At 37.5% G+C, this 17,332-nt stretch carries 10 protein-coding genes; 4 read left to right on the top strand and 6 right to left on the bottom strand.

What is annotated here, in order from left to right:
* Position 1 precedes the first annotated feature (1 nt).
* From H9Q20_RS08150 to typA, 5 genes are all read right to left on the bottom strand, one after another.
* Positions 2 to 1,807, bottom strand: coding sequence for a T9SS type A sorting domain-containing protein (locus H9Q20_RS08150; RefSeq protein WP_124640972.1), 1,806 nt, complete (start codon positions 1,805 to 1,807; stop codon positions 2 to 4).
* A gap of 644 nt (positions 1,808 to 2,451) precedes the next feature.
* Complete coding sequence (locus H9Q20_RS08145; RefSeq protein WP_187477471.1) at positions 2,452 to 4,257, bottom strand: T9SS type A sorting domain-containing protein; 1,806 nt, start codon at positions 4,255 to 4,257, stop codon at positions 2,452 to 2,454.
* A 996-nt stretch (positions 4,258 to 5,253) separates the two neighbouring features.
* The gene (locus H9Q20_RS08140; protein ID WP_124640966.1) at positions 5,254 to 5,469 is read right to left on the bottom strand and encodes a hypothetical protein; all 216 of its coding nucleotides are present in this window, start codon (positions 5,467 to 5,469) and stop codon (positions 5,254 to 5,256) included.
* Between the two features lie 40 nt (positions 5,470 to 5,509).
* Positions 5,510 to 7,270, bottom strand: coding sequence for an ABC transporter ATP-binding protein (locus tag H9Q20_RS08135; protein WP_124640964.1), 1,761 nt, complete (start codon positions 7,268 to 7,270; stop codon positions 5,510 to 5,512).
* 96 nt (positions 7,271 to 7,366) lie between these two features.
* A complete protein-coding gene (gene typA / locus H9Q20_RS08130; RefSeq protein WP_124640961.1) occupies positions 7,367 to 9,172 on the bottom strand; it encodes a translational GTPase TypA in 1,806 nt (601 codons plus the stop codon).
* Between the two features lie 340 nt (positions 9,173 to 9,512).
* Between typA and H9Q20_RS08125 the strand changes: the two genes are divergently transcribed.
* A complete protein-coding gene (locus H9Q20_RS08125; protein WP_124640959.1) occupies positions 9,513 to 9,746 on the top strand; it encodes a YtxH domain-containing protein in 234 nt (77 codons plus the stop codon).
* A gap of 90 nt (positions 9,747 to 9,836) precedes the next feature.
* On the opposite strand, the gene hisS is transcribed toward H9Q20_RS08125, so the two are convergent.
* Positions 9,837 to 11,186 carry a histidine--tRNA ligase gene (gene hisS, locus H9Q20_RS08120; protein WP_124640957.1) on the bottom strand — a complete coding sequence of 450 codons (1,350 nt, stop codon included), beginning with the start codon at positions 11,184 to 11,186 and terminating at the stop codon, positions 9,837 to 9,839.
* Positions 11,187 to 11,493: 307 nt separating this feature from the next.
* Between hisS and H9Q20_RS08115 the strand changes: the two genes are divergently transcribed.
* The 3 genes from H9Q20_RS08115 (at position 11,494) to H9Q20_RS08105 (ending at position 17,202) form a co-directional block, all read left to right on the top strand.
* Positions 11,494 to 14,103 (top strand): DUF6923 family protein, encoded by a 2,610-nt coding sequence (locus H9Q20_RS08115; protein WP_187477470.1) that lies wholly within the window; start codon positions 11,494 to 11,496, stop codon positions 14,101 to 14,103.
* Between the two features lie 117 nt (positions 14,104 to 14,220).
* The gene (locus tag H9Q20_RS08110; RefSeq protein ID WP_187477469.1) at positions 14,221 to 14,775 is read left to right on the top strand and encodes a hypothetical protein; all 555 of its coding nucleotides are present in this window, start codon (positions 14,221 to 14,223) and stop codon (positions 14,773 to 14,775) included.
* A 132-nt stretch (positions 14,776 to 14,907) separates the two neighbouring features.
* Complete coding sequence (locus tag H9Q20_RS08105) at positions 14,908 to 17,202, top strand: TonB-dependent receptor domain-containing protein (RefSeq protein WP_187477468.1); 2,295 nt, start codon at positions 14,908 to 14,910, stop codon at positions 17,200 to 17,202.
* The last annotated feature ends 130 nt before the right edge of the window (positions 17,203 to 17,332 follow it).

The raw sequence follows: 17,332 nt of genomic DNA, 5'->3' as shown, positions 1-17,332 counted from the left end.
TCTATTTTACAATCATTTTAAAGGTTTTTAGGGTAGTTTTATTTCGGGAGACTTCTATGATATAATTCCCTTTGCTCAAAAGATTTTGAAACTCAAAAGATTGTTTTTTCTCATTGTTTAATTTTCTTGTTATTACCAATCTACCCGAAGCATCGTACAATTTTAATTGTAGATTTTTCTGGGCAAGAGCGTTACCTACAAGACTAAAATTTCCGTTATTGGGATTGTCGTACAAGACAAGAGAATTGTCTTGCTCCGTTTCTGTAGTTCCCATTTGGGATTTTTTGTCAAATCTTGCAACAAAACCCGTTCGCATATTTGGTAATTTTGCGGTTTGGGCTGCACCAGGCGTTGTAAATCCCGTATCGGCTGAAACATTGCCAAACAAATAAAATGTATTCGCATTTGGAGACGCCACATTAATAGACGGGTTATTCACTTGATTATCATTGTTATTAGCACCACCATAGTATGAAGCCCAAGACAAAACACCGTCTTCTGTGAATTCGGCAAACATCATATTAGTCCCACCATTGAAATAGGTAGTAGTAGGCATGGTACTCACAAATGCACCTGGTGTTGCAAGATTAGCAGTCCCAACATTTTGATATTGCAACAATGTAATCACCACATTATCCCCCACCAAAGCCATTGGCGATGATGCGAAAGAAGACATTTCACCACCAGGACTACCAAAATAAGTACTCCATAATCTATTGCCCGAATGATTAAATTTTGATAAATATAAATCGTAATTTCCCGATTCTACAGGCTGATGACTTTCTATAGTACCAAAATAAGAATTTGTTGCATTCGTATAGCTTGAAACATCACCCAACACATAAATACCCGAAGCATTTACCTTCAAATCACTTGTAAACTGACTACCTTGTGAATACGACAATCCATAATAAGTCCCCCACAGTCTATTTCCTGTATTGGCATCTAATTTAGTAATGCTCGCTTGAGCTTTTTGTGTTTCGAAAGCACCGGTTGTAGCCAGAACAGAGGCGTTTTGATTATCATCCGAACTACCTAAAACATAAAGAGCTCCATTATAATATTGTAATTTATAAATAGCTGTCGGAAAATAAGTAGCCCAAATTAAAACACCGTTAGGATCCAGTTTGACAATATAATTATTGGGCAATAATTGATTTCCATTATAAAGAATTTCAAAATTTTCTCTGAAAACATTAGGAGTGGTAAAATTACTTTGCTGTTTGGTATCACCAGAAATATAGGTATTACCTGTTGAATCATGCGTTATATTTACTACACCTTCCGAGTGTGGCAGATATGTTTTCCACTGCATAATAGAGTTAGTGGAATATTTTAAAAGCATATACTTGTTTTCATTCGCAATAGTAGATGGCATCCAAGTTCCCGATGTAGCATTACCGGTATTTCCAGCATTATTAAACAAAAACTCATATCGATTACCCAAAGTATCATACGACATATTGGGATAGGAATACACCAATGGACTGTCATAATTAGACCCTATTATACTACCTGTTGGGCTAATTTTAGTCATGAAAAAATTAGAATTTTGGCTGGTATCATAACTAGGTCCAGATGTTACAAATTGATTATAATACGCTATATTATAGTTGTTTTCAGTTGAAACAAGACCTAATAAACATAAATTTTCATCAGCATCAAAACTATTGTCCCAATAACCAAGAGAAGATGCTAAATTAGTACCAGCAGGGCCTAAATAAGTACCCCAAACCCTATCAAACACTTGAGCTTTTATCCCAAAAGAGATAAAAAACAGGAATATGATTATTTTATTTATTTTCATTTTTTTAAATAGAACTTGTTTAATGTCTAAAATTAAAATTAAAATTAAAATTAAAATTAAAATTAAAATTAAAATTAAAATTATGCAAGTTTTTCACGAAACAAAACAAACATTTAACTATTTTTAACACATTGATTTTGTGAAAATTAAATTCAACATCATAAATTCTCAGTTTCAAATCCGTTCAACAAAGCTTTAGCCATGCGTATCGAGAAGTTTTGGTTTAACCGTTCTCGATATAGATTTTTTATTTCGTTTCATTTCATAAAAATCCTACTCGAACTGACGAAAATCGCCGTCACTTTGTTCTTAAAACGAGACACATTGAGAAGGTTTTTAGTGCTAGTTTTAGCTCCGAAGGAGCAAACTGTTAATAGGGCATGGATAGGTTGATTTTGGAAAGCTCCGTAGGAGCGACCTATTAAAGAGTTCAGCATTAAAATGAGGTCGCTCCTACGGAGCTTAACTTACACACACTCATTTTCTATTAACAGCTCCGTCCCTATGGGACTTTTCTGAATCTGTGAGTATCTATTTAAAAAAAATACTTTTACAAAATCTGAATTTAAAAATGCTTTTCACAAAAAAAACTTGGTTGTCATAAGATAACCAAGGTTTTTTTTATAAGTATAGAATTTTGTTTTCTATTTTACAATCATTTTAAAGGTTTTTAGGGTAGTTTTATTTCGGGAGACTTCTATGATATAATTCCCTTTGCTCAAAAGATATTGAAACTCAAAAGATTGTTTTTTCTCCGTGCTTAGTTCTCTTTCCAGTACCAATCTACCCGAGGCATCGTACAATTTTAATTGTAGATTTTTCTGGGCAAGAGCGTTACCTACAAGACTAAAATTACCATTATTGGGATTGTCGTACAATTGTAAATCTTGTGAAATATTGGATTCTTGTATAGCCATGTTATTAAATGCAAAACGAGTAAGGAAACCTATTTTTTCGCTAGACAGAATTTTTGTTGGAAAATACCCATTTGCCGTGGTAACACCGGTCATAGAACTTGTATCTCCCCAGAGTAGAAGAGTGCCATCGTTTAAAAACTTTGGATTTATTTCTTCCGGAGAAGCTCCACTTGTTACCCCACCGAAATATGAGGCCCAAACCAAACTACCACCCTCTGCTTCAAATTCAGCAAAAAATTTATTGGACAAATGAGGAGCGGTACTCTGTGGAGTAGTAAGAAAAGCTCCCGGGGTAGCAATATTTCCATTAGCTCCAAATTGGTTACCGGTTATTACAATCCTTTCTCCCCATACATCAATATTTTGGCTCCCCATAATGGTATCGTAACCATCACTACCAAAATAGGTACTCCATATCCTTCGTCCTGTTTGCATATCGAATTTGCTAAGGAAAAGGTCTTCTTCTCCGGTCAATTGTGTTTTATGTGCTCCTGGTGTTGCGTAATAGGTGGGGTAACTAGCATTGCCACTGCTGCCGCTAATATACAAGCCACTATCGGTAGCTTTTAGGCCATAAACACCCATGAGATCAAAAACATTGTAAGTGCCATAAAAAGTACTCCAAACTCTTTGTCCGGTATTGGCATCCCATTTCATAATAATAGTATCTGCAGGAGCTGTGGGCTGAAAAGTTCCGGCAGTAGTAGGAGCCCATGGAGCGTTGGCATCGTAACCCGTTGCAAAATACAATGCTCCATTATGGTATGATAATAAGCTTACACTTGCTAGACAATAAGTTGCCCAAATTTTCTGTCCCATTGGCGAAAATTTTATTATCCCCGAACTTAATAAATTATTAGATTGTGCAACAAAATTAGGTTGAAATGTTCCCGCTGTTGAAAAGCCAACGATCTCTTGTTTTACAGGAAACGAAAAAAAAGAATTATTATTTTCATCCAATGAAAAATTATGTATTGCTGAAGGGGTATAAGTAGTCCAAAGCAAATTACCCGATGGACTATATTTGCTTAGAGTATAGGTAAAAGGATCAGTAGCATCTGGTGGTGGTGGTTGCATAAGCCAAGCACCAGGAGTAGCAAGGTTAGGTACTGTACCCGGACGACTATTCACAATATATTTATTGTCCAAATGATCTATCCCAATTATTTTTTCCGTAGCCAAGCTTAATTGTATCCCGGTTGAAGTATAAGAGCCATAAGTCATAAGGCCAATTACAGTAAACTTTGCCATATAATCTAGAATGAGATCTGATGAGGTATTGTTTACCCCACCACCCATAATAAATTGGTTATAGTATGAGTTGGGAAGCTGGCTATTGTAAGTGGTAATACCACTTAAATAAATATTATTTTGAGAATCCAGTAATAACCCATTATTGTTATGGAAATCGGATAAGTTTGTACCAACCCCACCTACGAAAGTCCCCCATTGTTGCATGTACGGAAAATTCCCTTGAGCTTGAAACATTTTTATAAACAACAAAAAGAATAGTGTAACAATTGATTTATTCATAATATTAAATTTAAAAATTAATAAACTTGAAGAAATGTGTAATCTGTTCCGCCGGAAGTTATTTGTAAATCGTTTTTCGTTTGTAAACTTTTTGTTCGGTTTGACACGAAAATAAGAATGTTGATACTGCAAAAGCAAAAAGAATTTTTCTTCTCATGATTATGATTTTTATTATTAATGTCTAAAATTAAAATTAAAATTATGCAAGTTTTTCACGAAACAAAATAAACATTTAACTATTTTTAACACATTGATTTTGTGAAAATTAAATTCAACATCATAAATTCTCAGTTTCAAATCCGTTCAACAAAGCTTTAGCCATGCGTATCGAGAAGTTTTGGTTTAACCGTTCTCGATACAGATTTTTTATCTCGTTTCACTTCATAAAAATCCTACTCGAACGGACGAAAATCTCCGTCACTTTATTCTTAAAACGAGACACATTGAGAAGGTTTTTAGTGCTAGTTTTAGCTCCGAAGGAGCAAAGGCATGGATAGGTTGATTTTGGAAAGCTCCGTAGGAGCGACCTGTTAAAGAGTTCAGCATTAAAATGAGGTCGCTCCTACAGAGCTTAACTTACACACACACTCATTTTCTATTAACAGCTCCGTCCCTACGGGACTTTTCTGAATCTGTGAGTATCTATTTAAAAAAAATACTTTTACAAAATCTGAATTTAAAAATGCTTTTCACAAAAAAAACTTGGTTGTCATAAGATAACCAAGGTTTTTTATATTAAATTCTTTAGCACACAACAAAAACACAAATGACTGATTTTAAATCACATAAGTGTATAGCTTTTATATTATTTATTCGTTTTGTATAGTTTACACCTTTGGTGAAACATATCGCTCAACAAAACTATACCACCTAAGGTGATCTATGAAACTTTCAAAGCATATATAATACAAATAACTATGCGCCTATGTGGTTAATGTTTTGATTTTAAACACATTACATTTTTTTATATCTGCATTGAAATTAAATTCTTAAAAACTAATTGTACTGTTCTTTGAATTTTTTCAGAAGTTCATCTAATCCATGTCTTTGTACAAAAACAGATTTTACCTCATCGTACTTTGGGGATTTGTAAAAGACCTCATGAAAATCCATGCTCCCATTTCCAACTTTTACAATTTTTTGGACTTCTATTCCTAATTTTTTAAGTTCATTTTTAAAGTCTTGAAATTCCGACTGAATATTTACCTCCATAATATTGCGTTCATTTTATGATTGCTATTTCCCACGATTGTTACATTTTCCCTTTCGATTGCACTTTATACAATTTGGCATAATACCCATTTTTCTCCAACAATTCTTCATGTACACCTTCCTCCACAATCTCACCTTTTTCCATGACAATGATCTTATCCGCTTTTTCTACGGTAGAAAGTCGGTGCGCAATAACGATTGATGTTCTCTCTTTTGTAATTTTCTCTGTTGCCTTTTGTATGAGCATTTCGCTTTCCGGATCAATGGACGAAGTAGCCTCGTCTAAAATTAATATTTGAGGTTTGGAAAGATACGCCCGAAGGAATGACAACAACTGCCTTTGCCCCAAAGACATGGACGCGCCTCTCTCGCTCACCACAAAATCATAGCCTCCGGGAAGCGACATTATAAAATCATCAATCTCTATTTCTTGAGCTGCCTGTCGAACTTGGTTTAGGGTAATCTCTTTATTTCCAAAAGTCAAATTCTCGAAAATACTGCCGTGGAAAAGAAAGACATCTTGCAAGACCACACCAATATGTCGCCTCAGGTTATGCAATTCATAATCCTCCAACAAGACATCATCAATAAAAATCTTACCGGAATTGATTTCGTACAAACGAGTGACCAAAGAAATAATGGTGGACTTCCCTGCCCCGGTTGCGCCAACTATTGCTACCGTTTCTCCAGGGTTAACAAGAAAATCGATTCCCTTGAGCACCTCCTGTTTTTCATCATAAGAAAAATGAACATTTTGAAACTCAATTTTCCCATCGAAATGATTTTTCACAAAATCACCGTCATTTTCCGTGGTCATTTTTTCATCCATAATACCCAACACCCTTTCGGCACCAACAATCCCTCTTTGTATGTTGTTGAATCGGTCTGCAATCTGTCGCAAAGGACGAATAAGCATGGAAATAAATGTAACAAAGGCAACAATAGTCCCGGGAGTAACCTCGATAAATCCGGCATAAAAAAGTATCAATCCTAAAAAAACCGAGGAAATAAGCTCGACCACCGGAAAAAACAATGAAAACACAAATACAGTCTTCAGCAATGCGGCTTTCAGAGTAATGTTGATTTGGTCAAACTTTTCGAACTCGGCCTGTTGTCTGTTAAAAACCTGTATCAAAGACATGCCTGCCAATCGCTCTTGCACAAAAGAATTTTGATTGGCTACCCAAGCCCTTTCTTCGCCAAAGGCTTTTTTTAATTTTTTTTGAAAAAACCGGGTGCTCCACAGCATGATGGGAAGGATTGCCAAAGTGATCAAACTGAGATGAAAATCCGTTTGAAACATCGCAAAAATGACCATACCAACACGAAGAACATCTCCAAAGACCATCAGAAAACCGTCGGTATAAACGGTGGCAATGGTTTCTACATCGCCCACGGCACGGGTCACCAACTGTCCAATGGGTGTTTTATCAAAAAAGGAGGTTCGGAAATACAGCAATTTATGATACAGCCTTTCCCGAATATCCCGGATGACATTCTGTGAAATAAAATTGGAAAAATAAACCAAGAAAAAATTGAGAAAACTTTCAGCAAAAACAAGTGCTACCAAAATGTACACCTGATGCATCAACTCTTCCCTACTTCCTAATTTGATAATGGCAACATCCACCACTTCTTTGGTCAGAATAGGTCTGTAGGTAGAAACGACCGCCAAGAGTATGGATACGAATAGTGTAAAGACAAACCAAGATCTGAATTTCATCCCGATGACAAACAACCGTTTGACAATAGTCCAAGTCTTGTCTTTTTCTGCTTTTTTATTGTTAGTTGAATTTCCCATTTTTCAAGTTCCAAAATTAGGGATTTTTATACATCTAAAAAAAATAAAACCGAACGCTTTGGGCATTCGGTTTTAAAATTAGTATTGGAGGAGAAATTAGTCTTTCAACATTCTTTCTGCTCTTTTTCTATCCTCTTCGGATAAGATTTTTTTACGCATACGGATAAAGTTAGGCGTCACCTCGATGGCTTCGTCACCTTGGATGTACTCCATACATTCTTCCAGTGAGAACAAGATTTTTGGTGCCACTCCTGTATCTTTATCTTTACCTGCAGCTCTCATGTTATTCAATTGTTTAGCTTCAACAATATTCACAACCAAATCTCCAGGTTTGTTTTGCTCACCGATAATCATTCCGGTGTAGATTTCCTCTCCCGGATCTACGAAGAACTTGCCTCTGTCTTGCAATTTATTGATGGAATATTCCGTAGCCGGTCCGGTTCCTTTGCTCACCAACACCCCGTTGTTTCTACCAGGAATTGCTCCTTTGAACGGTTTGTATTCCGTGAATCTATGAGCCATGATGGCTTCTCCTGCAGTTGCTGTAAGCATTTGAGAACGAAGACCGATCAGACCTCTTGAAGGAATTTCGAACTCCATGTGTTGCATTTCTCCTTTGGTTTCCATGATGTGCAGATCTCCTTTTCTTTGAGTTGCCAAATCGATAACTCTGGAAGCAAACTCTTCCGGAACATCTACCACCAAAGATTCATAAGGTTCGCAGCTTACGCCATCCACCTCTTTTAGGATTACTTGTGGCTGACCGATGGTCATTTCGTACCCTTCTCTTCTCATGGTTTCAATTAAAACCGACAAGTGAAGAATACCTCTACCGAACACCAAGAAAGTATTGGCATCGTCTGTTTGCTGAACTCTTAGTGCAAGATTTTTTTCCAATTCTTTGGTCAATCTTTCTTTCAGGTGGTTAGAGGTAACATATTTACCATCTTTCCCAAAGAAAGGAGAGTTGTTGATGGAGAAAGTCATGTTCAGCGTAGGCTCATCAATGGCTGTTCTTGGCAAAGGTTCTGGATTTTCTAGATCTACAAAAGAATCTCCAATTTGGAAAGCATCAAAACCAACGACAGCACAGATATCTCCTGCCCCAACTTCGGTTACTTTTTTCTTTCCAAGTCCTTCAAAAACATATAGTTCTTTAACTTTTCCTTTTACGATTTTACCTTCTTCTTGTGCAAGTCCAATCCATTGAGATTCTTTCAATGTACCTCGGGTTACTTTTCCGATTGCGATTCTTCCTAAGAAAGAAGAGAAATCCAAAGAAGTAATTTGCATTTGCAAAGTTCCTTCTTCCACTTTTGGTTCCGGAACATATTGTAGAACACCGTCCAATAGTGGCAAGATGCTATCTGTAGGCTCTAGACTGGTATTGAACCAACCTTGTTTAGAAGATCCGTAGAAAGTTGGGAAATCCAACTGTTCTTCGGTAGCATCTAAAGCAAAGAAAAGGTCGAAAACTTTATCATGAACTTCGTCCGGACGGCAGTTTTCTTTGTCCACTTTGTTAATAACGACAATCGGCTTTAGTCCCAATTGCAATGCCTTGTGCAAAACGAAACGGGTCTGTGGCATTGGTCCTTCAAAAGCATCCACCAAAAGGATTACCCCATCCGCCATTTTCAAAACTCTCTCTACTTCTCCACCGAAATCGGCGTGACCAGGAGTGTCGATAACATTGATTTTGGTGTCTTTGTAGGTTACGGAAATGTTTTTGGAAAGGATGGTAATACCTCTTTCTCTTTCCAAATCGTTGTTGTCCATAATCAGTTCTCCACTTTCCTGATTCTCTCTGAAAATGCTGGTTGCATGGATAATTTTATCAACCAAGGTTGTTTTTCCGTGATCGACATGCGCTATAATCGCAATATTTCTAATGTTTTGCATAGGTAAATTTTCGGTTGCAAAAGTACAAATTTCTGAAAAAGTATCCGTATTTTTTTAAAATTTATTATAAATGAATGAGTTAATGCGAAATGAACTGTGCTGGGTAAGTACGAAACGATGCAAACCTTGATGTTATAGCCCAGATGGGAACGGCATCCTTTTGCTGCGCCTTGGGATGTGGGCGGGAAGCAAAAGATAGAGTGGACAGCTGGACGGGTGGTGAAACGAGGAAGAATTGTGATGCTGTTAAGAAAAATTTAACATAAGTTTATGGTTTCAATTGTTTTTTTGGCACAGATTTTACATTGTAGTGGATATAAAACAATTAAAACATTAAATCATGGGAAACAAAACAAAAGGATTATTGGCATTATTGGGCCTAGGAGCTTTAGCATTTTGGAAATATAAAAAATCTACTCCTGAAGAGCAACAAGCGATAAAAGACAAGTTGAACTCTGCGAAAGACAACCTGAATAAATTCGGGAATGACTTGAAAGAGAAGGCCGAAGATCTTGCATCGCAGGCTCAAGAAAAATTGAACGACCTTCAAAATAAAGATAAGGTAAATCCTTAGACAACAAAGACTTTAGTTTTACATTCATATAGTTTTTTTACAGAAAATACCGCCCATTTTGGACGGTATTTTTTGTTATTTCTATTGTTTTCAGCTTAAAAATTCGGACAACGGAATGTTCACTTGCTCTCCACTTTCCTGATTTTTGATGGTGATGGTTTGGTTTTCTATTTCGCTTTCTCCGTAGAACACCAAATTCTCTACTCCTCTTTTTTCGCTGTAAGCGAAGAATTTTTTCATCTTTCCGGATTCTGAGTACAGCTCGGCTTTAATCCCTTTTTGTCTCAGTTTTGCAATAATTTTCAAGGAGGCCAAAGCTTCTTTCTCGCCATAATTGGCAAACAAATATTCTATTTTTGAAGCCGATGTTTCTGGAAAAAGCCCCAATTCTTCCATCACGAGATAGATTCTGTCCAGTCCGAAAGAAATCCCAATTCCCGGTATGTTTTTCACTCCGAATACTTCCGTCAGGTTGTCGTATCTACCGCCACCGCCTATAGATCCCATTTGTACGGATTGGGCTTTCACTTCGAAAATTGCTCCGGTGTAATAATCCAAACCTCTAGCCAGGGTGATATCAAACTTTAAAACATCTGAATTGATCCCCAGAGCCAAAGATTGATTGATAACGAATTCCAACTCTTCCACTCCTTTTTGTCCCACTTCTATGCCTTGGAATTTTTCTTTCAGTAAGGTTAAATTTTGCAAAGCATCATCGGATTGATGGAAAAGAAAATCAAGCTTTTCAATGGCAGATTGAGGAATGTTTTTTTCAATCAATTCCTTCACAACCCCTTCTTTTCCTATTTTGTCCAACTTGTCTAACGCCACAGTAAAATCAATAAGTTGATCTGCAATACCGGCGAACTCCGCCAAACCGGACAACACCTTTCTATTGTTAAGGTGCAAAGCAACAGGAATTCCCAAATCTTGGAACGATTTAATATACAACTGTACCAAATCTACTTCCAGCCAAAGGCTTTCGCTCCCTACTACATCGGCATCGCATTGGTAAAACTCTCTGTATCTTCCTTTCTGAGGGCGATCTGCACGCCAAACCGGTTGGATTTGGTACCTTTTAAAAGGAAAAACCAGGTTGTTCTGATTCATGGCTACATACCGTGCAAACGGTACGGTAAGGTCGTATCGAAGGGCTTTTTCCGAAATTTTTGGTGTAATAGATTTGGAATTTTTGGCCATGAGTTCTTGCTCAGAAATTTTATCCAAAAAGTCACCAGAATTAAGAATTTTGAAGATCAAACGATCTCCTTCTTCTCCGTACTTCCCTGTGAGTGTAGAAAGATTTTCAAAACTTGGCGTTTCCAAAGGTTGAAAACCAAAAATTTCGAAATTATTTTTTAATGTATTGATGATGTATTGTCTTCTACTAACTTCTGTAGCCGAAAAATCTCTTGTTCCTTTTGCCAGACTGGGTTTCATAATGTTCGTTTCCGTGAATTTGCAAATTTATAAAATATTTTACAGAGGAACTCCAGTGGATTTTTAAAATTAATATACTGAAAAAACAATAATAATTCGTTATTTTTGCAAAACTATTGTTTGCTTGCTGTATTCAATAATTTTTCTATAACAAACACAAATTGAACATCAAAAAAAATACACTCAGTAACACCGAGTGATTTCTTTGATGGAGTGAATCTGTTTTTTTTGAAATGGAAATATCCATCTCAAATAAAGTAATAAACTAGAAAAAATAAAAAAAATTAAACTATAACTTAAATAATCAATGAAAAAGAAACTTATTCTCTATTCGAGTATCTTGCTCGTTTCTGCGATCAATGCAAAAGCCCAAAATGCACCTGCAATTTGTGGTCCCGTGAGAACACTGTACCAAACTGCTGGAAATACGACTACATCTAAAACAGATGTCAGAAAATTCAATCAATTTACGAGAACATTTACCACAATAGGTACTTTGCAAGGAGTAGATAACTCAAGTTCTGATAACTCAGCATACAATTACAAAACTCAATTGGTGTATTCTAACCCTGGAGGTGGTTCCTTATCTAAAGTTTTATATGTTTTTGATCCTGCCAATAATTTTGCAAAAATTGGAGAGATCGCCATCAATGGAACTGTTGACTTTAACCAAACCCTATTTGCTTATGACAATTTCGTTGGTTTCATCAATGGAAATATGCTTACCATGTTTGATGTAACTGGGTTAACTTTTGCTACACCAACAACAAGGCATAATCTAAATGTAAGCACCTCGCCAAACAAACAAATTACATTGACGGCATCCGTATTAGGAAACGACTTTTCCAGAGTTGGAAACAATGTATATGGCGTATCTGGAACCAATGGGACAATCACAAGAGTTAACATCAACAGCCCCGGAACAGTAACTACTAAAATCCCAAACTTAACCGGACACAGCGGTACTGCTCCTGCGATAAGCGGCGCTTGGGGTGCTACTTGGCAAGATCTAAATGGTAATTTTTACGCTTTCAACAACGGCAGTGGTGAGATCTTCCGTGTCGATGATATTGAAAACAATTTCAACAATTCCACAGTTAATTTCTACAAAGTTTTTACAGCCAATGCAAGCGGTTCCAATGATGGCTTTGGGTGCGAGCTCATGTACGACCTACTGGATTGGGATGGCGATGGACTAAGAGATTCCGTAGATTTGGATGATGACAACGATGGTATCCTCGATATTAATGAAGGACACAACGGATACAGCCCAGACGGAGATGATGACACCGATGGTACACCCAACTATTCGGATCCTAACTTTCCGGGATTTGTAGATTCCAATAACGATGGAGTTAATGACAATTTTGACACCGACAAAGACGGATATCCTGATGCTTACGACTTGGACTCCGATGGTGACGGTTGTTTTGATGCTATCGAAGGAAATGATCATGTAAGCCTCAACCAACTAAACCCAGATGGAAGCATCAACATCAACGCACACGGTGGCATCAATGCGACAGGAGTACCCAATTTGGTCAATCCTGGAGGAGCAGCGGACAATGATGGAGCAACGGGACAACCCGCTGGTTTAGCAAAAAACGCATCCGCTAATGATTGCTTGGACTCCGATGGTGATGGCGTACCGGACAACATAGACTTGGACGATGACAATGATGGGATCTTGGATACCAATGAAGACAATTGCTCCCTAAACGAAATGACAGAAGGAACCCATTTATTCTTAGAAGATTTTGGAACCGGAGGATTTACAACAAACTCAGATGTAATTGGACATACCTACACAACTCCTACTCCAGGAGACGGTTATTATGCCGTAGGATCGTCTTCTAGCTTTGGTGGCTCTTGGTTACAAACCGATTTAACAGGTCATAAAGATGCAGGTAATCCAGACATAACCAATGGAAGCACCGCAGGAAGGTACTTAGCCATCAATATCGATTCACCAAATTTTATCGACAAAGCCATTTGGAGAAAAAATAACATTGCGGTAAATACTGGAAAATACTATCGATTCAGAATTGATGTTGCTGGATTGTGTAACAGTTGTTCAGATAAACCAAATTTCAAATTGGTGATACAAGATGCCACAACCAATGTCGAACTTGCTTCATACGACACCACAGCACTTAATCTTCAAAATGATGATGTATGGAAAAGAATTATGTTAAATTTCCAAGCAACCTCTACCGCAATTAACATTTTAATAAACAATTTCCAACCTAACGGAAATTCTGGAAATGATATCGGAATAGACAACATTGTTTTAACACCTTTACTATCCTGCGACAAAGACAATGACGGTATCAAAAACAGCTTGGATCTAGACTCTGATAACGACGGTTGTACCGACGCTATCGAAGGTGGGGCATCCATTGACAATTCCCAATTGGTAACAGCAGGCGGAACGGTAACAATAGGAACAGGATCTACAGCTGCCAACCAAAATCTTTGCGCCAATGGAACTTGTGTTGACGCTAATGGTGTACCTCAACTAACACCGACACCAATAGGATACAACAATACAACTGGACAAAGCGTAGGTTCTTCGAACGACGCATCAGTGAATTCTTGTATCTGCTACAACCCAGCCAACACTACCGGAACAGCACTAGACACCAAAGCAGGTATTACTTTACTAAAAAGAGCAGGATCAGGAGCAAATGGAGAAAACTGGCCAATGGTGAGAAAAGGCGGTCATATCGCTTTGGAATCCAACAAACAAGGTTTTGTGCCAACCAGAATGGCTACGGCAGATTTGGCCAACATAACCAATCCACAAGACGGAATGATGATCTACGACACCACAGCCAAGTGTTTGAAAATTTTTGTTAAAAACAATGCTGACGCTGTAGGAAGCTGGAATTGTTTCAGCACACCAGCCTGTCCCTAATGGTTGAAGGTTGATACCTTCATCGCTCAACTTACAGCTAGAACCAAATTTAAAAATCATTGTACATTGTGCTTCAACTTTATACAAATGACATTTTATTATTTAAAATAAAAAAAAATGAAAAATTTAATATTAAGCATATCGCTCATGATTTCCGGAATGGCTTTTTCACAAGTCATCATTGGGGATCAAACCGGCACGGCATCTAACAAAACATCGGTATTGCTAGAGTTTGCGGCCAACCAAAACAAAGGCATCATTTTGCCTTACATCACAGAAGATCTGACCGCTCCGGCGGTAAATGCCAAAATGGAAGCCGGAACCATTGCTTTGGACGCTAGAAACCCCTCTAACGCCAGAGTAAAATTCTACAACGGTACCAGCTGGACTGACCTGAGTGGCAGAGATGGAAATCTTGGAACCGCGTTGAACATACAACCCAACACCATTACTGAGTCCACAACCAAAGGAGCCATCATTGGATCGAGCTCTACAACGGCCAACGGTGTTTTGGTTTTGGAATCATCAACAAAAGCTATGGTATTGCCTCAGGTAGAAAGCACCAACGACATCATCAGTCCGGCACCTGGGATGATGGTGTACATTAAAAAAGACGGCGCCAAAAGACTGGCCGTATTCAACGGTTCGGTATGGTCCTATTGGAAACCTTAATTTTCTCAAAATTCAATTCACTAAATCCGCTTCAGAAATGAGGCGGATTTTTTTATATAGTTTCAATAAAAAAAACATTTGTTAGATTTATCTAACTTTATTAGTTTTGCAAATGAAACTAAAGACAAGCAAATGAAACCCTCTCAAAAATTAATTCTGTTCATTATTTCACTTGCACATTCTATTTTATTTGCACAAAATGCAAGTATAAAGGGACAATTAATAGCCGAAGCAGATCAAAGTGGATCGGTAAAAATTACACTAAATTCAAGTGTAGATTCAACAACTTCGGACCATTTAGGATTTTATCGTTTTGAAAATCTAGAGCCTGGAATCTATCAATTAAAAGCCGAAATGGAAGGGTTTGAAAACATCAACAAGACCGTTGTATTGAAACCCAATGAAATAAAAACGGAGAATTTCAACTTTCAAAAAAAAGAAAAAACTTCAGAAGTTGATGAAGTGGTCATCTCAGGAACCTTAAAACCTGTGAAACGATTGGACAGTCCCGTTCCGGTAGAAATATACAACGCTACATTTTTCAAAAAAAATCCAAGTCCCAGCCTATTCGATGCCTTACAAAACATCAACGGAGTCAGACCTCAGCTCAACTGCAACATTTGCAGTACAGGCGACATACACATCAATGGATTGGAAGGTCCGTACACCATGGTTTTGATCGACGGGATGCCCATTGTTTCGGCGTTGGGATCGGTCTATGGACTTTCGGGCATACCCAATTCTTTGATAGAACGGGTGGAGGTGGTAAAAGGACCTGCATCTTCACTCTATGGAAGCGAGGCTGTGGGAGGACTCATCAACATCATCACCAAAAAACCGGGTAACAAAAACAATATTTCTACAGACATTATGGCTACTTCTTGGGGCGAATACAATGTGGATCTTGGTTTTCAGTTTAAATTCAACAAAAAAATAAATGTATTAACAGGAGTTAACTATTTTAATTTTCAAAATATTTACGATAAAAACAACGATCGTTTCACCGATGTTACCTTGCAAGATCGAATTTCTATTTTTCAGAAATGGAATTTTGAACGAAAAGAAAACCGTTTATTTTCATTGGCTGCTCGTTATTCCTACGAAGATCGTTGGGGAGGCGATGTCCGCTGGAACAAGTCCTATCGTGGTGGTAATAAAATTTATGGGGAAAGCATCTATACCAATCGTGTAGAAGTATTGGGAAATTATCAACTACCGACCAACGAAAAACTTTTTTGGGGATTTTCCATCATCAACCATCTACAAGATAGCCGATATGGAACTACGGTATTTGATGCCGATCAGAAAATTGTATTTAACCAAATAACTTGGGACAAAAAAATTGGAAAACATGATCTTTTGGGCGGAGCCGCCCTTAGATATTCATACTATGATGACAGCAGTCCGGCTACAGCAACGGCAACTTCTGAAAATCAAGCTGAAAAAATCTGGCTTCCGGGAATTTTCATTCAAGATGAAATAAAACTAAACCATCAAAATCGGCTTTTGTTGGGTGTACGATACGATTACAACAACCATCACGGGTCTATACTCACACCACGATTGGCCTATAAATGGAAATTTAACCAAAATATGATTCGCCTAAATGCGGGAACAGGATTTCGGGTGGTGAATTTATTTACCGAAGATCATGCGGCCCTCACCGGATCAAGAGATGTTCTTATTTTGGAAGATTTAAAACCCGAAAAATCGCACAACCTCAACCTGAACTATGTTCGTAAAGTACAACTGGGAGCAGGAAGTTCCATCAATCTGGATGCTACTGTTTTTTACACCTACTTCAACAATAAAATTGTACCCGATTATTCTACAGATCCCAACAAAATCATCTACACAAATCTGTCTGGACATGCCGAAAGCAAAGGCTTGAGTGCAAATTTGGATCTCAATTGGAACTGTGGCATCAAACTAATATTGGGTGCTACTTGGATGGACAATACCATTACCGAAGGCAAAGAAAAAAGAAGGCCACTTCTCACCGAAAAATTTACCGGAACTTGGACGGCTTCGTATAAAATATTCGCCATCAACACGACTGTAGATTACACCGGAAACCTCTACAGCCCGATGCAATTGCCATTATTAGGGAAATTGGATCCTAGACCCGAATTCTCACCATGGTGGTCGGTACAAAATATACAATTCACTTATAACGGCTTCAAGAACTTTGAAGTGTACAGTGGGATAAAAAACATATTAAATTGGACACCCGCAAAAGTTAAAAATACCGATTTCATCATTTCTAGAAGCGAAGACCCATTTGATCAGAATGTTAATTATGATGCACAAGGACAAATTGTCTCTACCCCACTCAATCCTTATGCTTTAAGTTTCGACCCGTCTTATGTTTATGCATCAAACCAAGGAATACGATTTTTCTTTGGCTTTCGATATCATTTTAAATAATATAAACAAAAATAACACGCTGTGACAACAAGTCCAAAAAGCCATTCAAAACACCTAAAATTGGTAGGCTTGAATAAAATAAACGAACCGAAAACAAAAAAAATGAAGTAAAATATGAATCGATAAACAA

Source organism: Amniculibacterium sp. G2-70, assembly GCF_014353055.1.
Lineage (GTDB): Bacteria > Bacteroidota > Bacteroidia > Flavobacteriales > Weeksellaceae > Amniculibacterium > Amniculibacterium aquaticum.
Note: the sequence above shows the minus strand (reverse complement) of the source record. Positions and strands in the feature narration are given on the sequence as shown.